Consider the following 24,443-nt stretch of genomic DNA (forward strand, 5'->3'; position numbering starts at 1 on the left):
GTTGTTGTTGTTTCATGAAATATTTCAATACCCTGACAAAAACGCTTGCCTGGCTAGCCGCGGGTCTTTTCGTGATGGCCGGCGTCATGCTCACCTATGAAGTGATCGCGCGGCACTTCTTTACGGCCCCAACGATTTGGGCTGCAGAGCTGTCCCAATTGACCCTGATATGGGGATCCCTGCTGGGGATGGCCTGGTTGCTGGAGGCTCGACGTCATATCGCTGTCGATGCACTCGTCGGCCTGCTGTCAGAAACACAGCGCCGTTTTACAGAAACATTTGCAATGATGTTTGTCGCCGGTTTTTCCTTCATCGTAGCTTGGAAAGGCGGAGGCATTTTCTGGGACTCATTCGAGCGCGGCCGGACTACCGGCTCAATGCTCGACATGCCAACATGGGTCTCCGAGCTGGCGATACCTGTCGGTTTTGGTCTTTTATGTGCTCAAGCCTTGATTGAGGCCTATGGCGCCTTGAGTGGCAAACGCGACCTCAGCCCTTCTCAAGGAGCCCACGAATGAGCACTTTGATGATTCTGGTCGCGCTTTTTTCGCTTCTGTTATTGCGCGTCCCTGTTGCTTTCGCACTCGGCGGCCTCGGTTTGACTCTGCTGATTGCCGGTGGATTTTCGCCTCTCATGGCACCACAGGCCGTCCTATCGACCTTGGATGGCTTTATTCTTCTGGCCGTGCCCCTATTTCTGCTGATGTCCAATGTTCTGCTCAAAGGCGGCGTTGGCAAAGATCTGTTCGCAGCCGTTCATGCATGGGTCGGTCATTGGCCAGGTGGCCTTGCCGTGGCAACGATCTTGTCCTGCGCAATATTTGCTGCCATTTCCGGATCATCTGTCGCGACAGCTGCAACGATTGGCACTGTCGCCATTCCCGAAATGATCAAGCGCGGATATGAAAAGCGCTTCGTTTATGGCCTGCTCGCTGCAGGAGGCACGCTTGGCATTTTGATCCCGCCATCGATCCCCATGATCGTCTACGGCTTCGTCACCGAACAGTCTGTCATTGCCCTTTTCCTGGCTGGCATTGGCCCGGGCCTTCTTCTGGTGGTTCTCTTCATTGCCTTCGCCATGATTTATGCCCGCTGGTTTGGTGGCTTCACTCCAGAGCCTGCGTCCAACTGGGCACAACGAAAACCGGCAACGATACGCGCTTTGCCTAGCATGTTGCTCGCCGCCATCGTAATCGGCTCAATCTATACAGGCGCGGCAACTCCGACAGAGGCCGCTGCTGTCGGCTTCGCAGCGGCCCTCTTCATCACCACATTCATTTTGCGCACACTGACCTGGAAGGGTCTGCGGGATGCCTCCTTTGAAGCCATGGCCACCACAGTTGCCATTCTTCTGATCATTGCTGGAGCAAAGGTCTTTGGCAAAGCCATCACCCTGTACCGGATCCCTCAAGACATTTCCGCCTTCATTGGCCAGACAATCGACAGCCCGTTCGCGTTTGTGATTGTCGTCTCGATCGTTCTGCTGATCATGGGGTTGGTTTTTGAAGCGCTCTCCATGGTGCTGATCATGACGCCAGTACTCTTGCCAGCCGCACTTGCAATGGGCTTCGATCCCATCTGGTTCGGCGTGTATATGGTCATCCTGGTGGAATGTGCCCTGATCACCCCGCCCGTCGGCCTGAACCTTTATGTCATTCAATCGGTGGCTCGAGCGAGCCTGTCAGATGTCTCCCGTGGGGTAATGCCCTTCCTTTTGATCATGCTGGGCAGCGTATTACTTCTGTATATGTGGCCCGATCTCGCTCTCTACATTCCTTTCAAGCTCTAGGAACGAATCCATGTCCCCTGCTGAAAAGCTGCGCGCCCTTCTGGCGCAAGACAAGCTGCATGTCATGCCGTGTTGTTTCGACGCGCTGTCAGCCAAATTGGTTCAACAGGCGAACTTCGATCTCACATTCATGTCTGGCTTTGCCACGTCTGCCTCACGCATCGGACAGCCCGATCTCGGACTGATGTCCTATGGCGAGGTGCTTGATCAGGCGCGCAACATCACCGAAGCAACAACGATCCCGTTGATCGCGGACGGTGACACTGGCTATGGCAATGCCATGAATGTCCGCCGTACAGTCGCAGGCTTCGCAAAGGCGGGGGCAGCTGCAGTTATGATCGAAGACCAGCTGGCACCCAAGCGCTGCGGCCACACGCCCGGCAAAGCGGTGGTTTCTCGTGAGGAAGCCTTTGACCGGATACGTGCGGCGAATGATGCCAGAGCCGAAGGCGCGGATATTCTGATCCTGGCCAGGACAGATGCTCGGCATGATCACGGCCTCACTGAAGCGATCGACCGGGCTTCGAAATTCAGGGAACTTGGCGCAGATATACTGTTTGTCGAAGCCCCCAAAACCGAAGAAGAAATGAAGATCCTTTGCCGCGAGCTTCCAGGCCCGAAAATGGCCAACATCGTGGAAGGTGGCGAAACACCCGATTTACCGCATTCTGAGCTAAGAGATATCGGCTACTCAATTGCCGCCTACCCACTGACGTTGATGGCCGCTGCAATGCAGGCCATGAATACTGTGTTAGATGCCCTATCAAAGGACAACCCCAGAGACCCACATCTTATGGATTTCAAGACACTTCGCGATAAAATTGGCTTTAATTCTTATTATACGAATTCAGAACAATACAAGAGCTCGAACAGAGAGTGTAAATTATAACAATACTTTATTTTAAACTTGAATAAAAATACAAAATATCAAGTAAAATAACATCAGGTATCAATTTATTATAACTTACACAGGAGTATAGGCGAGAGTTATAAGAAGGTGGCTTCCTGATGCATCAGCCTGACTTAATCGGCGGCATCCGTCTGGACTTGGAAAAAACGTTTGGGGCAATGAGCGAGTGCGTCGCGATTGTTGACCCATGTCGGCGCATACTGTTTGTCAATCGCGCAATGGAAAACCTGTTTGGATATTCCGGCGAGGAATTGATTGGAGCAACCAGCGAACAGATCTATGCAAGTCCACAGGACTATGCTGCAGCTGGTGAAATTCATGCATCTGCAGCTCAGAACAAAGATGGTCAGAAATACGCCGTTAGGTTTAAACACAAGAACGGCTCGGTGTTTACCTGCGAAGTAATGTCCACGCCTCTTTTTAACGAGACAGGAGACCATTCAGGGTTTCTTTTCATTGGCAGGGACATTTCGGATCGAATTGCCTTGGAAGAGAAGGCTGAAGAATCGGCTGCGACCCTTCAAGATGCGATGGAATCTATTTCAGAGGGTTTTGCATTGTACGACGCAGACGACCAGTTGGTTATCTGCAATGAGAATTACAAGAAAATATATCCCGACTCCGCGAAGGCCATGATGCCTGGAGAAAGCTTCAAAAACATTTTGAAGTTCGGTCTTCTAAATGGCCAATATGACACGGGTTCGCAATCCATGGACCAATGGCTTGATGCCCGGCTTGAGAGGCACCAAAACGCAGATGGATCCATTGTAGAGCAAAAACTCGGCGATGGCAGGTGGCTCAGGATCTCCGAACGACGCACGCCGTCGAACGGTATTGCAGGCATTCGCACGGACATTACCGAACTTAAAAATACACAAGAACAACTGCGCACCGCCTACGCCGACATTACAATTCTGACCGACAGCTTATCATGCTCCATAGCCGAGGTAGATCCAAATGGAACCTGCGTATTTATAAATGAATATGGCGCGCAATGGTTCTCATCTGCTCCATCTGAGCTGGTCGGCAAAAATATCAGGAACATCCTGTCCCAAGACCTCAGAATTCAAACGCAAAAGAAATTCGCTCAGGCTCTGGCTGGCGAACGAGGCAAACACGAAGTGAATGGGCTTTATCCAGATGGCATTCGCCGTGACGCCATGGTGGAATATATCCCTAAGACCAATGAATCTGGCGGCACAATTGGGCTGATTATATTCTCCACTGACATTACGGAAAAAAAGAAAGTCGAGACAACACTCAGTGAGCTCTACTCGGCGACCTCGACCCGTGAGCTGTGCAGCGACGAGAAAATTCAGCAAATTCTTCGCATAGGCTGCGAACATTTCGACCTCCCTTTTGGCATCATTAGTCAAATCGCCGAAGACAAGTACGCCATAAATTGGGCTGAATGCCCCAATGATGAAATCCAGCGCGGAGCAGTGTTTCAGCTCGGCGATACCTATTGCAGCCATACTCTTGCAGCCGACAAACCTGTCGCAATCGCCTATACAGCCAAATCAAGCCTCGCCCAACATCCGTGTTATAAGACGTTTGCACTCGAAGCTTATATCGGTGCGCCGCTTCTGGTTGATGGCGAGCGTTACGGAACTATCAATTTTTCCAGCCAAAGCAAACACGTGCGTCGTTTTTCAAAAACAGATCGGGAAATTATTCGCCAGTTCGCGGACTGGGTTGGCAACGAAATCGCGCGTCAACAAGATCACAAGGCGCTCATGGATGCCAAGATCCGCCTGGAGCGGATTGCAAGCATTGATGATTTGACTGGCATTTTGAATCGTCGGTCCTTCATGGAGCGAGCGAACACCGAGGTCGCCAGATATCGCAGAACGGGGAAAGTCTTTTCAGCCGTACTGCTTGATATCGATAATTTCAAATCAATCAATGACACATATGGGCATGGCTTAGGGGATCGCGTTCTCAAGCGTTTTTGCGATACGCTCACCAGTGCACTACGCGCAATTGATGTCTTTGGGCGCATCGGGGGGGAAGAGTTTTGCATCCTTCTGGACAGCGCAGATAGTGACTCTGCATTGATGGTGTGTGAGCGACTGCGTAAGAAAATCAGTCAAAATTGCCGCCTGCCCGAGATGAGTGAGGACGTGACTTGCAGTCTGGGGATTGCACCCATTACCCGTGATGATATCGAATTCTCCACAGTGCTGAACAGAGCTGATATAGCGCTCTATCAAGCAAAGGAAGATGGGCGAGACCTTTGCCGCCTCTACAGACCTGAACCGCAGATTGCAGCAGCTTCAATCTCGGAGTGAGCTTTGCCCCACTAAAAAATTGCCGAATATACTCCGACAGAAAATGGCTCTAGCGAGATACTTCCCGCCGCAACGCATCCATCAGCGACTTCAACAGCACCACACTGCGGTCATTTTCCAATTGGCCAGCCTCGTTGAATGCCTTGGCCGCGCCACCAATCAGAACCTCAGGCCCCTGAAGCACTCGGGGGGCAAACGCCGTCAGGCAATGACGCAGGGAATATTGAGCGCGCGCGCCGCCCATAACACCAGCCGCGGCTGACAAAATGGCAACCGGCTTGTCATTCATCGGCATTGGACGTGCACGACTGATCCAGTCCAGCGCGTTTTTTAAACCGCCTGGCAGGTTCTTATTGTATTCCGGGGTCGAGATCACAATTGCATCCGCAGCTTCAATATCAGCCCGAAGTTTGACTGCCGCCTCTGGCATCCCCTCAGCGTCTTCAAGGTCCCCGTCATAAAGCGGCATTCTGATATCGGCCATCATGAACGTTTCAGGCTCGAACAAACGTGCGGATTCCTTGACGAGAAGCGTATTGAAAGAGCCTTTACGCAGCGAACCCGAAATTCCAAGCAGCTTTAAACCTGACAAAACCCATCTCCCAAAAAGATCATTCAACGAACTTAGGGCAAGCTGCCTAGTATCGTTATCTGCATCATGACCGACCACATTAATTTAGCAATTCACGATCTCTCATAATCTCAGCTGCCCTCCGACTACTCGACGAGCCTTGGCCCAAGTCGAACACCCTGCGGAGGCGAACTTTCTCGAATACGAAGGTCCGGCTCGATCAAAATTGGCCGGTTGGGAACCCGTTCACCTGCGATCTGGCGCAACAGGGTCAAGGCCGCCAGACGACCAATTTTATCAGCGTGGTTACAGACTGTCGTCAAGGCAGGCGTCCGGCTCCCCGCTCCATCGACATCGTCATAGCCGGTAATCGCCATATCGGGACCAGGCTCCACATCCATTCGGCGAAACACTGGCATCATTCCCAAGGCAACCAAGTCATTGAAGCACATCAACGCAGTCGGCTTGTTCTTGGCATTCAGGATCTCGGGCACGATCTTCCGTCCATCGGACTGAGTCATCAACTCGGGAATATCCAGCTGCTTTGTTGCGTCTATCCCTGCATCCGTCAGGGCTTTCCGCCAGCCATGATGTCGACAGCGTCCCGCTGAACTTTCTCGTCGCCCGCCAATCATCCCGATCTTCTCATGACCCTGGTCGATAAGATGTTTGGTGACTGCGTACGCACCCGTAACATCATCGCCGCGGATACAAGGCGCCCAAACACCGGGAACCTCCCGGCACATCAAAGTAACCGGAATGCCCTGTCCAACCAGACGATTGATTTCTTCTGTTGTCGTTCCAACCGACGGACACAGAATAAGCCCATCTGCCCGGTGCTGCAGCAGAGTGTTGATGAACGCCCTCTGGCGCTTCACATCATCGCGGTGATTGCAGATGAAAATCATCTGCCCCTGCTCTTCAAGCACATCTTCCAGAGCGGAAAAAACTTCAGCAAAATAGGGATTCAGAATATCGTGAACGGCAACTCCGACAATTTGACTTTTGGCAGTACGCAACGAGGCAGCAGAGCGATTGTAGATGTAGCCGATGTCCTCGGCGGTCTTCTTGACCTTCAGGCGCGTTTCCTCTGCAACCAAAGGGCTGTCTCGCAAAGCAAGCGATACAGTCGCGGTCGACACCCCGAGAAGATCAGCAATATGCCCAAGTGTCAGCCGCTTTCCAGGTTTGAAAAACTCGCCTGTGACTTCATCTTCCTGAAAGTCATCAACAGCCGATCCATCAGGAGCCAAAACACCCGATGCCGGTTTTTCAGGGGCCGTATCATCGGTCATACATCAGTCTCAAGCCTGCGACGCGCAACAACATAAATGGTCAGTAACAGGCCAGACAGCTTCTCGCAATCAGACATCCGTTTATCGGCCAGGTGCTGAATCGTCGAATTCCCGACGCAAGTTCACGACAACCCGCCTGTTTTGCGATTGACACGTGATGTCGTCACAATTTGTCACCGGACGTTCGATGCCATACCCCTTGGCCCACATACGCTTTTGGTCGACGCCAAGGGCAGCAAGAGCCGCAATGACGGCCTCAGCGCGCTTTTCGGAAAGAGCCTTGTTGACCGCCTCACTGCCCGGGTCATCTGCATGTCCCTGAACCTTGATAAGCCAGCCTTTGTTTTTCTTCAGCCAATCGGCCTGACGCACTATCGTCATTTGCGCCTCGTCTGTGACAACCGCAGATCCCTTGTCGAAGTATACACGCCGCCCAACGTTGAGCATGAACTCCTCTTCGGATCCCGGCTTCATATCCACAAATCCGGGTGCGGTCGCATTTGTGACGTCAGGCGTGCTCAGACTTCCAACGCTGTTGCAGCCAGAGACCAAGAGTCCAGCAATCACAACAGACAGAATGCCACCACGCCCAAACATTGCAAAACCAGTCAAATCACCCCCCAAAAGAATAAACGCAAGGCGGCACAATCATGCCCCCTATTTATCATGCAATTATCTAGCCCGCACTTGCGCCCAAATGCTTAAGAACCAGAACTTTCGTACCTTTTGGGCATCGTTGGTAAAGGTCGATAATATCTTCCGGAAACATACGAATGCAGCCACTGGATACATCACGCCCGATGCTCCAAGGCTCTAAAGTGCCATGCAATCGGTAGCCAAGGTCCCCGCCGTCCCGATAAAGGTAAAGGGCACGCGGCCCCAGCGGATTGTTTGCGGCCCCGCCTTCGACCAAACGAGGCAAGTCAGGTTGGCGTTGAAGCATTTCAGGCGGCGGCACCCATCTTGGCCACAGCGCTTTTCTATCAATCCGCGAACGGCCAAACCACTGAAAGCCCTCGCGGCCGACACCAACACCATATCGAAGTGCCGTGTTGTTCTCCCAGACAACATACAAAAAATGGTTCCGAGTATCGACAACCACTGTGCCGGGCGATTCAAGGGCTGAAGTACTTGACCATCTGCCGCTGCCAAACAGGGTCGATCTTTTTGAAGTTGGTAACCCGATAGCGAAAGCCGTTGTCCTCACGAAAACCATCAAAATAAGCGTTCGCGGCTGCATTCGAAAAAGCAGGCCTACTCACAAGAGAACCCACACCTAACAAGGTGCTTCCAACAAGAAAATTTCTACGCGTCAGTGACATTGCATCCCCCCGGATTGCTTGTCCAAAAGACAGGTTTTCCAATCATCGCTCCTTATTAAGGCGATAATTTCATTCAAGCGTCAACAGGAACACGTTCCGACGCCAAGGCGGAGCCGTTAATTCTTCCTAACCTGTTCACGGTACAGAATATAGAGCCCTGATGCCACCACGACGGATGCCCCCACAAGCGTGCTTATGGCAGGAACATCATCAAAAACCAGATAGCCCAGCGCGACCATCCAGACAATTTGAACATAAATGAAGGGAGCGAGAACCGGCGCAGGAGCCAATCGGTGCGCATGAATGAAGATCCAATGCCCGATACAGCCATAAACACCCGTCGACAACAGTAGCCCCCAATGAAACAGGCTCGGTGGTTCAACCCAGACTGAAAGTCCAACAGGCGTCATTGCGGAAGCAGCAACGGCTGCAGAGATCAACAACATGCTTGCAGATGAATCAGTCTCTGCCAGCTTACGGGTTAATAGGGCATAGAGAGCATAACATACCAGCGCGCCAACCGAGTAAATGGCAGCCCAGTGCATCTGGCCACTGCCCGGCTGCGTCACAATTATAACCCCTATGAAACCAACCACAATCGCCGCCCAGCGCCGCATACCGGCCCATTCTCCAAGCATCGGCCCCGCCAACGCAGTCACAACAAACGGTGCTGCAAACAGGATCGACATGGACTCAGCCAATTGCAGGTACTGGACCGCCATAAAGTTGCCGACGGTGCTGCCTAACAGGGTAAATGCGCGAACCGTTTGTAGGACAGGACGTCCGGTTTTAAAAAACTTCGGGTTTTTCCAGACACGGAAGAGAACAAGCGCAAGAACCACATGTACGACGAAACGCATCCAGACAATTTGAAGCGGAGGCAGAGACTGACTGAGGTACTTCGCCGTCGCATCAAGCCCTGAAAAGCATAGGCAGGCGAGCAGGATCAGTCCAATAGCTGTCAGCGATGTCTGCGCAAAACCGCCGTTACTCGCAGATACCTCGACAGGGCCAGCGGCAGAGCCGCCTGGAACCTTGATCTCGTTCTGACCCGCCATGATATGAAAATTTCCAAAAGTGCACCGCGCGGAAGCGCCGAATAACCAAACGAGGATAGGCTTGGGCGATGATCGTTGAAAGGCCTCTTTCCATGCCAACGGTACGCAGGGTAGTCTTGCTTAGTCCATACAGACCAAGCAGAGCGCAATGCCATCCATTTCAATCAAATCGCCCGTTGGCAACCTCACTATCTGCGAAAGTGAGGGCAAGGTCAGATCTTTGGATTGGCAGGATGTTTCGGAAAATATTGGTACCAGTTCTGAATCTAACGTGCTTCAGGAGGCTGCACACCAACTCAATGCTTATTTCGCTGGAACCTTAAAAACGTTCGATCTTCCGCTTGCCCCGAAGGGATCTGAGTTTCATCAATCCGTCTACAGTGCGATGTCTGCAATACCTTATGGAAACACGCGCACCTACGGCGACATAGCAAAAGATCTGAAGTCTTACGGGCAGCCAGTCGGGCAGGCCTGTGGTGCCAATCCGATCCCGATTATAATCCCGTGTCACAGGGTATTGTCTGCCCAAGGGCTTGGCGGATTTTCAGGCTCTGGAGGTGTTCAAACGAAGATAGCCCTACTGAAATTGGAAGGAGGGTATCCGTTTCTAGTCTAGCCACCAGAACCATGGGCCAGCAGCAAAGCCGACCATTCCGAAATCAACGGATGAAAGAGCCGATGGCAAAGGCAATCAGGCCAATCATCAACCAAACCACGATAGCCTTTCCGATCCCCATTGGCTTACCATGAGACGGCCCCACCGGCCTCAAACCACCACCGGTAAACAAGCGCGACCTGCCACCGATCTTGGAACGGGATGAAACTTTGTGAAATCGCCGTTTCAATTCGGCAGCATCACGCGCACCGCGCTCTTCATTCAAAGTTTGTCGTGTCATAACCCAATCTCGCGAAATCGCTTCAAAAGCTCTCACTTCACATAGGGATCGAGGAAAAGGCCTGCAACACAAGACAGCGAGTTTGGTTAAAGCAGGACAGCCGCTAAAGCTCAGAAACCGAATTCTACGTCATGTTATCTAACCCGCCTTCTGAATAAACATCTCAGGCGATAACAAGCTCTGTTTCTGGTTCAACGTCCGTATCATTTTCGTGATCGGGGTCTTCATCCACGGATAGAGAAAGATTTTTTTCAATTAGCCTCAGCAGCTTGCGCAGCTTCTTGCGATCCTTGTCATCAAGGCCTGCCATAGCTTCTCGCTCAAGGCGCTTCCAGGCACGATCAACCCCTTCAACCAGCGCACTGCCTTCTTCAGTCAGATAGACACGGGCCAGACGACCGTCTGTATCAGACACCTGCCGACGCACGTATCCCTGCGCGGACAGACGCGTGACCATTTTCGTAACCGTTGGCGGCTGAACGCCTAGCGCGAGAGCCAATTGGCTCATGGTACGCCCGTCACTGTCTGCCAGGACCTTGAGAACAAGTTCCTGACCTGGATGCAAGCCGATCCGCATCAGATGACTGCCTGAACGTGCCCTTTGCGCCTTAGCAGCCTGCACAAGCCGAAAGGTCACGCTCTTCTTGTAGTTAAATGCCATTACTAAGGCTCCCACCCGTCAGTCGAATGAGAATCCAGCTTCATTACATTGCCAGATTCGAGCTGAGCCTAGCGAATGTATTTAACCGTCAAATGACAATCATCTGCAAAGCAAGAATATTTAGAATGCTGAAAGGCGTTTCTTGACCTTAGCCAGATACCGAGCACGCGTTTGATCCGTGGATGTGTCCATCTTGTAATGTGCGATATAAAGCGTCTTGCATACTGGGGCACAAAGCGCCCTCATGCCCCGCATAATGGTCTTACGCCCAGGCTCGCCTATTAACTTGGACACCCACCATGTTGCACCACAGGTGGTGACAACAGCGATGCGTTTAATATGCTGCATATTTGGCTTCATGCCTTGAGTAGCCGTAGGGACTGTGAAAGTAACATGCGGCACCCAAACCCGGTCAAACCAACCCTTGAGCATCGCCGGTAGGCCGAACCACCATGTTGGATAGACAAACACGATCATCTCGCACCAGCAGATATCATCGACATATTTTTGAACCGGCTTAACATTGTCGTCAATGTCATGATATCCGCGGCGCTCTTCTGCACTCATGGCCGGCGCAAAATCTTCTTTGTAGAGATCACGAAGTCTTACCTCGTGGCCTGCAGCTTCCAAAGTGGTTACCGCGGTCTCCAGAACGCCTGCATTGAAGCTCTCTGGACACGGGTGACAATAAACGACGAGGGCACGCATTAAAATTTCTCCATGGCAGACGCCACCTTGCCGAGGAAGGTCGTGCATTCAGCGTCCGTTCGGCGGTTCATATCGTAAAGAGCATGATAGGCGACTGGTGCGACAGGCTTGATCACAGCACGCAAAACACGGGTTGCAATTTTTCGCGGCGGATCACCGACCAGAAAAGCGCGCAAACGTGTGCCGCCATAGGTCGTGACGACCGCCAGTTTCTTGATGTTATGCAAGCAGGGCGAGGCCTTGCCATCTTTCATCTTGAAAGAAACCCCTGGCAGGAAAACCCGATCGAAAAAGCCTTTCAGGATGGCTGGATAACCAAAATTCCAGACCGGCGTCACGATCACAAGAGCATCTGCCGCCTGCAAACGATCAACATACGCAGCCACGGGCGCACAATTGGTCTCAATATCATGATAACCAATCCGTTCCTCGCGGGTCAGCCGTGGGTCGAAGTCTTCCACATAGAGGTCACAGTCATCAATCTCATGCCCAGCGGCCGCCAGTGAGGTCAGAACCTGCTTATGCAGGGAGGCTCCGAAACTCGTTTCAACCGGATGCGCGTATAAAACCAAAACCCGCATGGTCACTCCAATGTTTTGCGTCAAACCTGACACTAAGGTCCAGACATGACAAAGGGACGGCCCGCTGAAACAGCAAGGCGGCCGATCATGGCAGACAGGATAAATTGAACCGTTTTATGCGCCCTGCAATCCGGGGAATAGAAACAGCTTTTCAGACGAATAGTCGTAGGAAGGGTCCTCCCAGGCAATCATCTTGCCGGGGTTTAGAAGCCCCTTCGGATCGGCTTCCTTCTTGAACGACAACTGAATCGCATCCGTTTGTTTCATTCCGCCCTCTTCAAGGGTGTAACGGTGCGGATTAAAGACCGGACAGCCATTGTCCTCATGCAACTTGATGATTTCATTGAGCCGCTCTTCACTCGTATAGCGAACGATTGGCAACCCAAAACACGTGATCTTGCCATCGAAACGAACGTATTCAAGGTGCCCTGGCACCTCATCACCGAGCAGTTCCGTCATGAGCCGGACTTTTTCGATCTGGTTCGGATAAGGATAAAGCACCTGCAGATAGGTAATGCTCGGATCTATGCGAAGGCCGCGCAAAGTCGTGTGGTTCCAAGCCAGCTCATAGGCAAACGGCAGGCCCTTCTTTTCACTCTCCTCCGCCGTATCTGAACGATACAGAATCGATGCATTGCCATCACGAGCCACGAAAGACGCAAACGCATCCATGGCAAAAGGCGCAACCATGCAGACGACGACAGACTGATCCTTGCCGATAAATTTCTTATGTCTCAGAAAATAGTCATGAGGCAAAGGGGCTGCAATCGGCGCGATTTCCTTGACCAGCAGACCATCCAGATTGCCAAGATCATCAGCAAATTGAACCCCGTCCATAAATGCGTCAAAACCAACCAGCACATCGACCCAATCATAGGCCGTGGTCAACGGCATCTCGACTTCAGTAATGATGCCGTTGGTCCCATAGGCATGCATGACCTTGTGTAGGTCTTCGCCAGTCATCTCCAGGACACGTGGCTCAGCTTCCATGGTCAACACACGGAGCCGCAAGACATTGCCGAGGTCACGAAGACCGCCCCAGTTGATGGACCCGACGCCGCCTGATCCGCCAGCAATAAAGCCGCCGATTGTCGCGGTACGATATGTAGAGGGATGAAGCCGTAATTCCTGCCCCGAATGAGCCCGGCATTCATCGTCGATCTTTGAGATGATCGCACCTGCTTCAACCACAACAACGCCGGGACGGATCTCCTTCACCTTGTCCATCTCGGCGAGGTTCAGGATAACACCACCGGCCAACGGCATCGCCTGACCGTAATTGCCAGTCCCAGTTCCACGCGCTGTGACCGGAATATTTGCTTCATAACAAGCCTTAAGAACCCGAATGACATCATCCTCGGTCTTCGGCGTCACAACAAAGTCAGCTGTCACATCATCCAGCTGGCGCTTCAGAACTGGCGAATACCAAAAGAAATCCCGGCTTTTTTGCTTGACCAGTTGCGGATTATCCTCGATCTGCAAACCGGCCAGTGTCGCTTTGAGGGTTTCAAGAGTGCTCATGACACTGCTCCGCTTCCAGTCATCAAATGGTCAAGTTCCCGGTAGTCCGGAATACTTTCGGTCAAGCTACGCCCTCGGCGCAAGACATCGCGTGCCCCTGTCGGGCGGGACAAAAGCTCACTCCAGCTTCGAGTGCGAAACAGAATGAGGTCTGCAGGTTTGCCGAGAGTCAAACGCCCAGCCTCTACACCAAGCATCTCGGCAGGGCTCGTTGAGATTGCCGAAATCCAGTCTGCAATTGGATGGTCCAATTGCAGGATCCGCGTTGCTTGCGCGTAGACCTCTATCAAATCCAGATCGCCATAGGCATAAAATGGATCACGTGTGTTATCGGAGGACACAGCGACCCGAATGCCGCGCGCCTTCATTTCATGCAGCAACGTCACACCGCGCCACCGTGGCGTACGCCCTGGCTCTCTATCCTGAAGATACATGTTGCACATGGGCAGCGAGACAACGCCGATGCCAGCCTTTGCAACCAGGTCCAGCGTTTCATCGATCTCATCTTCGCCTTGCTGCGCGAGAGAACAGCAGTGGCCGCAGACTATCTTCCCGTCAAAACCCGTCCGGATCGCCGCTTCAGCAATCGACCGCAAGCTGTGGGCATTCGGGTCTTTCGTCTCATCTACATGGAAATCAAGCGACAGCCCGCGATCCATGGCAGCCTTGAAGATCGCATCCAGATGCCGGTCCAGATTCGGAACCATATAGGTAACAGCTCCCAGAACTCCGCCTGCAGATTTCATCCGATCAGCAATGCTCTCCAGAAACGGCAAGTCGTCTTCCAACCGATCAATTCCGAAGAGGCAAGAGCCCTGCAAAATGATGCGGTCCTTCCAATCATCCCGCAGTTCTTCGAACACCGGCCAGGTAATCGCATCCTGAGGGGGAATGCTATCGATGTGGGTTCGAATGACAGACGTGCCATAAGCATAGGCGCAGCGCAGACCAAATTGCATACGTTCACGCAAGTCTTCTGCAGTCCAGGACGCAATGCGGTCGGCCCCAACAGCGTCAAGTGCGCCGTCAAAAGTACCCGTCTGGTTGGGCTGGCGCGGCCAGATGTGGCCCTTGTCCAGATGCGTATGCATGTCGACGAGAGCAGGCAAAACCATACCACCATCGAGGTTGAAGCTTGCGTTTCCTTGGCAGTTTCCAGTTCCAGCAGGAGATATCTGCGATAGATTCCCACCGGAGATCTCGATATCAACGGCAACGATAGCAGTTGGGTCAGAACCCGCGACATCGCTAGGCAAAAGACAAGCGGGAACATGGGCACTGTGGAGAATGCCATCGCTCTGCACATCACGGTCAAGTACATGTGCCATGAATCAATTCTCCCGCTTCAGCGCACTCTCATGCCACTTGCGCAACAGAAGATGGGAAACCAGATTCATCACCAGGAAAATCGCAATCCCGGTTGCCGATATCAAAATCACTGCAGCGAACATGCGTGGGATGTTCAGGCGATAACTTGCCTCCAGGATCTGATTGGCCAATCCGGACCCAGAACCAGCAGAACCGGCAACGAATTCAGCGACAATTGCCCCTATCAGGGACAGACCGCCAGCAATCCGCAAGCCGCCGAGGAAATACGGCATAGCCGCAGGAAGCCTCAAAAACCGAAGCGATTGCCATCGCGTGGCCCCGTACATCTGGAACAGGTTTCTCAGATTATGATCAGCTGAATTAAGTCCAAGTGTCGTGTTCGACAAGACAGGGAAGAAGGCCACAATCCAGGCGCAAATCAACAATCCAACCTGAACAGAATCCACGTAGATGAAAATCAGTGGCGCAATCGCAATGATCGGCGTGACCTGAAGGATCACCGCAAACGGGAAAAAGGATATTTCTATCCACTTCGATTGGGTGAACAGAACCGCCAGAGCCAACCCGCCAAAAGTCGCAATAAACAGAGCTCCAAAGGTAATTTTCAACGTGTTCAGGAGCGCGACGGAGAGGATAGACCAATCGGAGATCAGCGACTCCAGAACCAAAGCCGGACGCGGCAAAACATAGTGGGGAATTTCATTCCAAACACATATGCGATCCCACAGGATTATCGCCGCAGCCAGAATAACGACGGGCAATACCCAACGCCCGATACGTTCAATTTTCACCGCACGTGCCTTGCGGATTTCCATGGGGTCAAGCAGTGTCTCCTGCCCCGACTCTTGAGGCAGCACAACAGCTTGTTCAGTCAGAACACTCATTGTTTCGCTCTTTCCTATACCACTGGCGCGAACGCGTCACAGGTGGTCGTTGGCATCCATGGCTGCATGAAGTGCCTCGGAAACGGTTCGGCAATAGTCGCCGTATTCCGCTGACGTCCGGAATTCATCGCCGCGAGGATATGGCGCATCAAGCCGCATATCATTCACAACCCGCCCAGGCCGGGAGGCCATGACGACAATCCGGTTCGACAAATACACAGATTCAAAAACCGAATGGGTTACGAACACGACGGTCCACCCGAACGTCTCCCACAAATGCAGAAGATCGTTGTTGAGCTTGAAACGTGTAATCTCGTCGAGCGCCGCAAACGGTTCATCCATCAGGAGAACCTTCGGCTTGGTCACCAATGCACGCGCAATCGACACGCGCATTTTCATCCCGCCTGACAGTTCCCGCGGATAGCTCTCCGCAAAACCAGCAAGCCCGACCATTTCCAGAGCTTCCATCACCCTGTCATAAGCGTCCCGTTTGGTCACGCCCCTGAGCCTGAGTGGAAGCCAGACATTCCCAAAAACCGTCGCCCATGGCATCAAAGTCGGCTCCTGAAACACGAAGCTCAACCCATGATCATCCTGAGCGGCCGTTTCCATGGGCCATTCCACACGTCCCGTCGTCGGACCGGTCAGACTTGTAACGATCCTGAGAACTGTCGACTTACCGCAGCCCGAAGGCCCCAGCAGGCTTACAAACTCTCCCTGACGTATGTCCAAAGACATTTCGCGCAGCGCAACCGTTCCATTCGAAAAGGTCTTAGAGATCTGCTTTATGGATATAACTGCCGGGGCAGGCGCCAAAGCACCCTGCCCCGTCCCGATTACCTTGGCTGTCATGCAAGCGCCTCACAACCACGGACTAAATCAAAATTCAACACTGTCCGGCACCCCTGAAATCAGTTACCGACCAGCTTGCTTTTCAGATCCACACCAACGCCCTTGTTCACAAAATCTAGGGTGTAAGCCTTAGTGTAATCGACATCAGCGTGAACAACACCGGCAGCAACCATCTTGTCGAAGAATGACTTGTTACGCTCGTCGGTCATTGCGCCAATGCCCATAGTCAAGCTGTCACCGGAATCAACGATGCCATATTCTTTCATCTTCTCGATAGAAAAGGCGAGCTGTTCGTCGGACATGCCAGGATTATCCTTCTTGATCAGATCCAAGGCTTTGGAATTGTCTCCGTACAAGAAATTAACCCAACCGGTAGCCGACCCATCGACAAAACATTTTACCACGTCTGGCTTGGTCTCGATGAGTTCATTACGCGTCTCAACTGTGGTGCCATAGGTGTTATAACCGTAATCAGCAATCAAGAAGATGTTCGGCTTAAACCCGCCTTCAGTCTCGATCGCAAACGGCTCGGATGTCACATATCCCTGCTGGCCCATGTCCTTATTCGCGATAAATGGAGCTGCATTATACGTGTAAGGACGAACCTGATCGGCACTAAATCCGTATTCAGCGATCATCCATTGGTAAAAGGAATTGAAACCACCTTTACCAATCAGAATCTTGATGTCCTTCAGGCTTTCCCAGGTATCATGACCAGCATCAGGATGGCTCATGATAATCTGCGGCTCTTTCTGGAAATGAGCAGCCACGACAGTCGTTGGAATATTCTGCTCAACAGCAGAGAAAGCCTGCAGCATGTTGCCGCCCATCAAAAAATCAATTTTGCCGACGGGTAGAAGAATGCGGTTGTTGGCCTGCGGCCCACCGGGCTTGATTTCGACCTCAAGGCCACATGCCTCATAAGTGCCATCCGCCAAAGCCTGATAGTAACCGCCGTGTTCGGCCTGAGCGACCCAGTTTGTCCCGAAGCTAACTTTTTCAAGCGCATGAGCACTCGTCGACGCAGCAAGGGCAGCCATAGTGAAACCGATTTTCTGAAGTACGCGCATGCTATCCAACCTCTCCAAAATAGCTCACATCCGCCCCTCAACCAAGAAGACAGAAACGAACTATACCGCTGTGCCTCCACAGGCCCTGGGAGCGGATCATGTACTAACGCTAGACCACCAAAGCAATCAGCGTGCCAAAACCCAGATTAAAAGAGCATTTGGCTAGTTTCTTCACTTACGAACTCGCCTAACAACAGTCACTGCAACCAATTAAATATAATAAATACAAACACAACCAAGCTGTGACTGATTATTAAGCAGATGCGGCACTTTGATGCCGCAGGCTTAATCAGTCAACTCTGTTGCCGAGCCTTTAAACGATCTTTACGGTCGAAATTGAATTCTCCTCATTCAGGCACCCAATTCCATGACCAGATCTCTTACGCCAACCAACATCCGGCCACCGTTTGCCCGCTATAGCCATGGCATCGAAGTTCCTGCCGGACATCGAATAGTTGTTACCTCAGGCCAGTTGGGCATCAAGGCTGATGACACGATCCCCCCAGACGTGGAAAGCCAGACGCGCCTGTGTTTTGACAACATAAAGGCCATTCTCGCTGACGCAGAAATGGACCTATCACACTTGGTGCGGATCAATGCTTATGTAACAGCGCGCGAACACATGCAGGGCTACATGAAAGCCCGCGATGAGTTCACATCTGATCCAGCCCCAGCTTCTACACTCATGATAATCTCCGGTTTTACCCGTGAGGAATTTGTCGTTGAAGTCGAAGTGATCGCCGCCAAGGTATAATACGTTTGAGGTTCATTTGCTCGGCGAGAAAGGCTTGCGCTTGGCTGAAAACTTCATAAAGAATACGTCATCGGAGCGCTTCATTGAGAGGCCTCCCTCACTTTACTACCCCCTGTTCGGAACTCGGGCATGCCGGTGACCTCTGGCTGCTATCAAAGCCTACAGGTCCAGTTAAAAGGACCAAATTCTTATGCGCATATGGATCAAAGACCCGATCGCAATTCTCGCCGATGGCGCAGAGCGAGGCGTGATCGTGGAAGACGGCGTCATCGTTGAGCTGATTGCATCGGGCAAAGAGCCCATGTTGCCGGTGGATCAAACCTTTGACGCTTCACAGCATGTCATCACGCCGGGCCTGGTGAACACACACCACCATTTCTTTCAGACGCTGACGCGCGCGCATCCAGATGCAATCAACAAGGAACTCTTCCCCTGGCTGCAAACGCTCTATCCTATATGGGCCAAGAATGTGAAGCCGGACAACTTCCGGCTTGGCACCCGCCTGGCCCTTACGGAATTGATGATGTCAGGATGCACCGCAGCCTCTGATCACCACTATCTGTTCCCCGATGGGCTGGAAGACGCCATGGACATTCAGGCGGAAGAGGCAGAGCGCGTCGGCGTTCGTATGACCATTACGCGCGGGTCCATGAACCTCAGCCAGAAAGACGGTGGACTGCCGCCTGACACAGTGGTTCAGGATGAAGATACGATCCTTGCCGACTGCGAACGGGTTCTGTCACGCTATCACGACACGTCCAAAGGCTCCAAGTTACAGGTCGCCCTGGCCCCTTGCGCTCCCTTCACAGTCACCAAGCGCCTGATGCAGGAGAGCGTCGATCTGGCGAACAAATATGACTGCCGCCTTCACACACATCTGGGCGAGACCATAGACGAAGACAACTACTGCATGGAAAAGTTCAACTGCCGTCCGGTTGACTATCTTGAGGAGTGCGGCTGGCTGAATGAGCGTGTCTGGTTGGCCCACGGCATCCATTTCAACGACGATGAAGTCAGACGTCTTGGCCATGCCTGTGTCGGCATTTGCCATTGCCCGACGTCGAACATGGTTCTGGCATCCGGACAGTGCCGCACCAAGGAATTGGAAGCAGCAGGATGCCCCGTCGGGTTAGGCGTGGATGGTTCAGCCTCTAACGACAATTCCAACCTGATGGAAGGTGTGCGTCATGCCTTGATGATCAACCGCCTGACCTATGATGCCGCGTCCATTACCCACTTCGATGCCTTTCGCTGGGCAACCGAGGGCTCTGCAAAGTGCCTCGGCCGGAAAGACATTGGCGCGATCCGCTTAGGCATGATGGCCGACATGGCGTTCTACAAACTGGACGAACTCAGGTTCTCGGGAGCCGGAGATCCATTGGCAGCTCTCGTGCTATGTGGCGCTCACACAGCTGACCGGGTAATGATCGCTGGGGACTGGACCGTTGCAGACGGAATACCGACACAAATCGATATTGCAGAACTGCGACATGAACACGGAGCTGCCTCCAAGCGCTTCCTTGAAAGTCTTTAAAACTCAAGCAGCGCCGCGTATTTCAATAACGCGGCGCTGCTTGAGACTGTGGCCATTTAAGTTTCACAGACTCTAAATCAGCGTGCGACCTTCAGTGCTCCGGCAAGCATGGGTAGCAAAAGCGCAAGACAGGCGACAAATGCGAAAGAGGCGCGCAAGGACATGGCATCTGCGATGAACCCAAGCATCGGCGGGCCAAACAAAAAAGCGCCATAAGCCAGCATCGCCACCGAGGCCAACGCGGCCCCCTTCGACATGGTCGGATCCGCGGCCGCCCGCGACATTGCAAGCGGGAATAGCACAGCATTCCCCAGCCCCATAACAGCGCAGCCAATCCACACCATCCAGATACCATCTCCCCAAACCAAAAGCGACGCGCCAACAAAAGCTGCAATGCCACTGATGCGGGCAACGCGGACCGGACCAAAGCGTGCGATAAGATGATCACCAACAAATCGCATAACAACCATTGCCACTGAAAAAACGGCAAACCCGATCGCTGCAAGGGAACTTTCAAACCCAAGCTCCTGAATTTGATAAAGCGCCGCCCAATCGGTCACTGCCCCCTCAGCCAGAGCAGCAATCAGTGCCATGATAGCAACGAACAGCAACGCCCCCTTTGGAAACACAAAGAGTGGGGATTTCGTATCAGGTTCATTCCGCGTTTCAGAGAGCCAACTTGTTCTCAATACCAAAACAAGCGGTAACGCCATCAACATGCACCAAGAAGAAAAATGCACCGCCACAGAAAAACCAAGCCAGATAGCAAGTGCACCGCCGCCAGCACCAAGCCCGGCTCCCAGACTGAAAAGCCCATGATAGGATGACATGACCGGTTGCTTAAGTGCCTGCTCTACTTCAGCCCCCCAGCCATTCATGGAGACATCAAGGGTTCCGATGCAAAATCCAACGATAAATATGATTGGCACCAAATATAGAACCGAGGCCCCCAGCGGAATGGCAGAAAACACGAAGAGGATAAAGACAGAAGCTACTTTTGTGATATAGGCAGCCCCGTATCGGTCCATCAAATAGCCAGATATTGGGATACCAATCACAGCACCGATAGCCATCGCCAACAATAACAAGCCGAATGCTGCATCATCCAGCCCAAGCAACTGCTTGATATCAGGAATCCGTGTCGCCCAGACGCCAACAAGAGAACCAAGCAGCAAAAATACGAAGCCGACCGCATGCCGGGCACGTCTGGTGTTCATGAACGTCTCTCTTCGGAAAAAGCAGCAGCGGGAAGTCCTCTACCACAGCACACTTATCCGCTCAGCAGTCCCTTTGACAAGCAGTCACGGGCTCACGGCGTCCCTAGTTATACGCGATAAGTCATTTCCGATTATAATTGTGCTTATATCCTCATTAACGCCGACCAGCCCTAAGCGACAACTGCAATGCTTGAGGAGCCGGATTGGGCGCTGCCAGCAAGTGCGTAAATGCGAGACACCTGCTCAGCTTCACTCCGTCGATCACGGTCATCTGACTCGAGATTTTCAGACACTCTCTCAGGATCCGAGGTTGGCCCGCTTCCCTCTTCGGCAGCCTGTGAAGATGAAACGGCCGACGTCGGCGATACCTCTCCATCAGCCGATGCAGCCTCGTCCCCGCCCTGCAGCTCCTCTGCACTCTCAGCGCGGGCTTCTGCTTGCGCAGCTGCCATCTGGGACCGTGCCTGCTGCGCAACTTTCAGATCCTGAGAAGATGGCTCGGCTGGTGCCGTGGCGGCCCGCATAACGATCTGCATCTTTCGAATTGTCGCTTCCGGCGTTCGTTCTGACGACGTATCAATCGAAACTTCACCGCCTATTGCGTAACGTTGGCCATCTGGACCTTGCTGGAAAGTATAACTCGGCGCACCGGCATGAGCACCGCCTGCTCTGGCATGAGCCTGCTCATGTGCTCGCACTTCCCGGTCTCTTTGCTTCAGGTCATCGACCTGCTTTTTTTCTTCCTTGCTCAGGCCTTCAGGATCACTGACCTCGTCTTCGCCGCCAGCAGACGGCGCTGGAACAGCAGCTTGCCCGCCGGCCGCTTGCGCTCCAGCTGCAAACGCTCCGCCTGAAGCAGACCCAGCAGTACCGCTGTCTTCTCCTGCCCGCGCAATAAGCTCGCCGGACGAATTGCCTCTACCCTGCTCATTGTCATAGCCACGCTGCCGGTCCGTGCCCTTGCTCTCGTCTAGAGCCTGAAGGGCGAGTACTGCTTCTGCTGTCAACGACGGAACGGCGCCAGAGCGGGTAGATACTGCTTGTTGAGAAGCTGCAGAGTCATCAGGGCGATCGACACCGCGGCCGAGCGTTTCCCGCTCAGCTTCGCGTTGGCCGTCACTCGGCATCCCACTCCCACGTGGGCTGCTGATCGCCGAATTGGTCAAAAGAGCCGAAATCATGACCTATTTCAGCAAACTTGCCTTATAGGAAGGTTAATGCGCCTTAAGACAATCGATCAGATTATCGTGAGCAGACTGCTATCTTTCCCCAATAATCGACCTGACGAACGAATGTGTTTGCGTTAAGCTCCGGTAACTTCACCCCTTTATCGAGGTCTGACTATGAGCGCTTTACCGCGTCGCCATTGGCACGAAATGACCACCCTGGACTTCCAGGGTGCCGGAAAAAAAGACTGGATCGCCATTCTTCCAGTTGCCGCCATCGAGCAGCATGGCCCCCATCTGCCGGTTTACACAGACACCGCGATCGCAGAAGGACAAGTCAAACGGGTACTTGAGCTGTTGCCTGACGAGGTTCCGGCTACATTCCTGCCCACTCAAGCAATTGGTAAATCAAACGAGCATATTTCCTCGCCCGGCACCTTGACCCTGTCCTGGGAAACCGTAACGAAAGCCTGGTTGGAAATTGGCGAAAGCGTTGCCCGTGCCGGGATCCGCAAACTGGTCCTGATTAATTCCCACGGCGGCAATGTGCCGATCATCGACACGATTGCGCGCGAGCTGAGGGTCAGCCACGACATGCTGGTCACCGCTACAGCGTGGGCTAGATTTGGCCAGCCAGAAGGCATCTTCCCCGCAGATGAATTCACCTACGGAATTCATGGCGGCGACGTCGAAACCTCGATCATGCTCCATCTGCACCCGGAACTAGTCCGGATGGAAAACGCCGAGGATTTCAAATCCGCCCAACAGGACTTCATGAAAGAATTCAAACATCTGCGCGGACATGGGCCAGCACAGTTCGGTTGGAAGGCCCAGGATCTGGGAACAAAGGGGGCTCTTGGTAACGCAGCAAATGCATCGGCAGAAAAGGGCAAACTGTCACTCGACCACGCGGCTGAGGGGTTTGTGGATCTCCTCAAAGACATCCATGCTTTTGACATGAACCGACTTTGGACACCAGTCGCTTAAGTCGAAGAAATTAGACCATCAAAACAGCTGCGGTGTTCTGGAGCACCGCAGCGAGGCCTACATAGACAACTACCATGGTATTTTCTGTCCATTATGATCCAAAAACTGGCCGCTATCTTCTACCGTCAGGGCTTCCAGAGTTAATAACAGACATTTTGCAGCAGCTTCCGGTGTCTGCACACTCAAGCCCTGCTTGGCAAAGGACTCTGACAGGTTCGTCGCGACTGTCCCCGGATGCACAGCGAGGCAGATCGCCTCCGGGCATTTACGTCTGAGCTCGATAGCAGCAGTTCGAACCAATTGGTTCAAGGCCGCCTTTGACGCCCTGTAGCTGTACCAACCGCCCAGATGATTGTCTGAAATGCTACCAACCCGGGCAGACAAGGTCGCAAATATGGCTTTGCCATCCTTTGGTAAAAGAGGAAGGAAGTGCTTCATCAAAAGAGCTGGCCCAATCGCGTTGACAGCAAACCCATGCGCCATGTCCTCAGCAGAAAGAGCACGCAAACTCTTTTCCGGTTGATGCCCAGGCCAGGCTAGAACACCAGTGGCATCGACCACCAGACGGAGCACGTATCCGGGCTGGGAAACAGCCCTTGCAGCCGCCTGAATGGATGCTTCGTCCAACAGATCAAGGGCAGGATTGCTGTTCCGGTGAAAACCGAGAACCTGCAGAAACCTTCCAGAATCCAGAAGCTGTTGATGAACCGCCCCACCAACACCACCGCTACTTCCAACAACAACCGCACAGCCATCTCTCAATGTCATTGCCACCTCCCATTCAAAATGAAGTGAAGACATAATAGATTACAAGCCTATAAGCGGACCTAAGATTAGGCGATCTCAGGTTATGTTTATTTCCGCCCTCCTCTGCGGTTTCTTTTTTTTTGCGACAAAAAAACCCGCGAGCATTTCTGCTGGCGGGTTTTATATTTGGTTGCGGGGGCAGGATTTGAACCTGCGACCTTCAGGTTATGAGCCTGACGAGCTACCGGGCTGCTCCACCCCGCGTTATATCTTTGGCGCACTGGAAGCTTGAGTTCCTTA

General features: G+C 52.8%; 24 protein-coding genes, 1 tRNA gene and 1 pseudogene. 8 read left to right on the top strand and 18 right to left on the bottom strand.

All coding sequences use genetic code 11. The features are described 5' to 3' along the window. Positions 1 to 14: 14 nt before the first annotated feature. The 4 genes from V6575_RS03555 (at position 15) to V6575_RS03570 (ending at position 4,990) form a co-directional block, all read left to right on the top strand. On the top strand, positions 15 to 518 hold the full coding sequence (locus V6575_RS03555; protein WP_340272667.1) for a TRAP transporter small permease: 504 nt from the start codon (positions 15 to 17) through the stop codon (positions 516 to 518). Further along, a complete protein-coding gene (locus V6575_RS03560) occupies positions 515 to 1,789 on the top strand; it encodes a TRAP transporter large permease (RefSeq protein ID WP_340272669.1) in 1,275 nt (424 codons plus the stop codon). The genes V6575_RS03555 and V6575_RS03560 overlap by 4 nt, the downstream gene beginning before the upstream one ends. Positions 1,790 to 1,799: 10 nt before the next feature. After that, positions 1,800 to 2,678 (top strand): isocitrate lyase/PEP mutase family protein, encoded by an 879-nt coding sequence (locus V6575_RS03565; RefSeq protein WP_340272671.1) that lies wholly within the window; start codon positions 1,800 to 1,802, stop codon positions 2,676 to 2,678. A gap of 119 nt (positions 2,679 to 2,797) precedes the next feature. Continuing rightward, entirely contained in the window at positions 2,798 to 4,990 is a 2,193-nt protein-coding gene (locus V6575_RS03570) for a sensor domain-containing diguanylate cyclase (protein WP_340272673.1), read from the top strand. Between the two features lie 49 nt (positions 4,991 to 5,039). Here the strand turns inward: V6575_RS03570 and V6575_RS03575 are convergent, their stop codons facing one another. The 5 genes and pseudogenes from V6575_RS03575 to V6575_RS03595 form a co-directional block, all read right to left on the bottom strand. After that, positions 5,040 to 5,582 carry an NADPH-dependent FMN reductase gene (locus tag V6575_RS03575; protein WP_340272674.1) on the bottom strand — a complete coding sequence of 181 codons (543 nt, stop codon included), beginning with the start codon at positions 5,580 to 5,582 and terminating at the stop codon, positions 5,040 to 5,042. 125 nt (positions 5,583 to 5,707) lie between these two features. Beyond that, positions 5,708 to 6,856, bottom strand: a complete 1,149-nt coding sequence (locus V6575_RS03580) for a LacI family DNA-binding transcriptional regulator (RefSeq protein ID WP_340272675.1) — start codon at positions 6,854 to 6,856, stop codon at positions 5,708 to 5,710. Between the two features lie 81 nt (positions 6,857 to 6,937). Beyond that, complete coding sequence (locus tag V6575_RS03585) at positions 6,938 to 7,453, bottom strand: OmpA family protein (RefSeq protein WP_340272727.1); 516 nt, start codon at positions 7,451 to 7,453, stop codon at positions 6,938 to 6,940. A 79-nt stretch (positions 7,454 to 7,532) separates the two neighbouring features. After that, a pseudogene (locus tag V6575_RS03590) lies at positions 7,533 to 8,178 on the bottom strand (L,D-transpeptidase). Between the two features lie 116 nt (positions 8,179 to 8,294). Further along, positions 8,295 to 9,236: a DMT family transporter gene (locus tag V6575_RS03595; RefSeq protein WP_340272677.1), complete on the bottom strand. Its 942-nt coding sequence runs from the start codon at positions 9,234 to 9,236 to the stop codon at positions 8,295 to 8,297. A gap of 148 nt (positions 9,237 to 9,384) precedes the next feature. Here V6575_RS03595 and V6575_RS03600 point away from each other — a divergent pair, with 148 nt between their 5' ends. After that, complete coding sequence (locus tag V6575_RS03600) at positions 9,385 to 9,852, top strand: methylated-DNA--[protein]-cysteine S-methyltransferase (RefSeq protein WP_340272678.1); 468 nt, start codon at positions 9,385 to 9,387, stop codon at positions 9,850 to 9,852. Positions 9,853 to 9,895: 43 nt separating this feature from the next. On the opposite strand, the gene V6575_RS03605 is transcribed toward V6575_RS03600, so the two are convergent. From V6575_RS03605 to V6575_RS03645, 9 genes are all read right to left on the bottom strand, one after another. Next, positions 9,896 to 10,132 (bottom strand): hypothetical protein, encoded by a 237-nt coding sequence (locus V6575_RS03605; RefSeq protein WP_340272679.1) that lies wholly within the window; start codon positions 10,130 to 10,132, stop codon positions 9,896 to 9,898. Between the two features lie 163 nt (positions 10,133 to 10,295). Beyond that, positions 10,296 to 10,793, bottom strand: a complete 498-nt coding sequence (locus V6575_RS03610; RefSeq protein ID WP_340272681.1) for a MarR family winged helix-turn-helix transcriptional regulator — start codon at positions 10,791 to 10,793, stop codon at positions 10,296 to 10,298. 120 nt (positions 10,794 to 10,913) lie between these two features. Beyond that, positions 10,914 to 11,501 (bottom strand): NAD(P)H-dependent oxidoreductase, encoded by a 588-nt coding sequence (locus tag V6575_RS03615; RefSeq protein WP_340272682.1) that lies wholly within the window; start codon positions 11,499 to 11,501, stop codon positions 10,914 to 10,916. Beyond that, complete coding sequence (locus V6575_RS03620; RefSeq protein ID WP_340272683.1) at positions 11,501 to 12,082, bottom strand: NAD(P)H-dependent oxidoreductase; 582 nt, start codon at positions 12,080 to 12,082, stop codon at positions 11,501 to 11,503. The genes V6575_RS03615 and V6575_RS03620 overlap by 1 nt, the downstream gene beginning before the upstream one ends. Before the next feature lie 114 nt (positions 12,083 to 12,196). Next, positions 12,197 to 13,603: an FAD-binding oxidoreductase gene (locus tag V6575_RS03625; RefSeq protein ID WP_340272684.1), complete on the bottom strand. Its 1,407-nt coding sequence runs from the start codon at positions 13,601 to 13,603 to the stop codon at positions 12,197 to 12,199. Continuing rightward, a complete protein-coding gene (locus V6575_RS03630; RefSeq protein ID WP_340272685.1) occupies positions 13,600 to 14,931 on the bottom strand; it encodes a cytosine deaminase in 1,332 nt (443 codons plus the stop codon). The genes V6575_RS03625 and V6575_RS03630 overlap by 4 nt, the downstream gene beginning before the upstream one ends. 3 nt (positions 14,932 to 14,934) lie before the next feature. Continuing rightward, entirely contained in the window at positions 14,935 to 15,816 is an 882-nt protein-coding gene (locus V6575_RS03635) for an ABC transporter permease (RefSeq protein WP_340272686.1), read from the bottom strand. A 36-nt stretch (positions 15,817 to 15,852) separates the two neighbouring features. Continuing rightward, positions 15,853 to 16,668: an ABC transporter ATP-binding protein gene (locus V6575_RS03640; protein ID WP_340272687.1), complete on the bottom strand. Its 816-nt coding sequence runs from the start codon at positions 16,666 to 16,668 to the stop codon at positions 15,853 to 15,855. Positions 16,669 to 16,727: 59 nt separating this feature from the next. Further along, positions 16,728 to 17,738, bottom strand: a complete 1,011-nt coding sequence (locus tag V6575_RS03645; protein WP_340272688.1) for an ABC transporter substrate-binding protein — start codon at positions 17,736 to 17,738, stop codon at positions 16,728 to 16,730. A 367-nt stretch (positions 17,739 to 18,105) separates the two neighbouring features. Between V6575_RS03645 and V6575_RS03650 the strand changes: the two genes are divergently transcribed. Beyond that, positions 18,106 to 18,492 (top strand): RidA family protein, encoded by a 387-nt coding sequence (locus tag V6575_RS03650; protein ID WP_340272689.1) that lies wholly within the window; start codon positions 18,106 to 18,108, stop codon positions 18,490 to 18,492. 190 nt (positions 18,493 to 18,682) lie between these two features. Continuing rightward, a complete protein-coding gene (locus V6575_RS03655) occupies positions 18,683 to 20,026 on the top strand; it encodes an 8-oxoguanine deaminase (RefSeq protein ID WP_340272691.1) in 1,344 nt (447 codons plus the stop codon). 77 nt (positions 20,027 to 20,103) lie between these two features. On the opposite strand, the gene V6575_RS03660 is transcribed toward V6575_RS03655, so the two are convergent. Continuing rightward, positions 20,104 to 21,243: an MFS transporter gene (locus V6575_RS03660; RefSeq protein ID WP_340272692.1), complete on the bottom strand. Its 1,140-nt coding sequence runs from the start codon at positions 21,241 to 21,243 to the stop codon at positions 20,104 to 20,106. Between the two features lie 170 nt (positions 21,244 to 21,413). Beyond that, entirely contained in the window at positions 21,414 to 22,424 is a 1,011-nt protein-coding gene (locus tag V6575_RS03665; protein ID WP_340272693.1) for a putative metalloprotease CJM1_0395 family protein, read from the bottom strand. Positions 22,425 to 22,586: 162 nt separating this feature from the next. Between V6575_RS03665 and V6575_RS03670 the strand changes: the two genes are divergently transcribed. Continuing rightward, positions 22,587 to 23,396, top strand: coding sequence for a creatininase family protein (locus V6575_RS03670; protein ID WP_340272694.1), 810 nt, complete (start codon positions 22,587 to 22,589; stop codon positions 23,394 to 23,396). 69 nt (positions 23,397 to 23,465) lie between these two features. Here the strand turns inward: V6575_RS03670 and V6575_RS03675 are convergent, their stop codons facing one another. Beyond that, the gene (locus V6575_RS03675) at positions 23,466 to 24,164 is read right to left on the bottom strand and encodes an SDR family oxidoreductase (protein ID WP_340272696.1); all 699 of its coding nucleotides are present in this window, start codon (positions 24,162 to 24,164) and stop codon (positions 23,466 to 23,468) included. 166 nt (positions 24,165 to 24,330) lie between these two features. Next, a tRNA-Met gene (locus tag V6575_RS03680) sits at positions 24,331 to 24,407 on the bottom strand. Between the last annotated feature and the right edge of the window lie 36 nt (positions 24,408 to 24,443).

This window comes from Roseibium algae (assembly GCF_037783265.1).
Taxonomy (GTDB): domain Bacteria; phylum Pseudomonadota; class Alphaproteobacteria; order Rhizobiales; family Stappiaceae; genus Roseibium; species Roseibium algae.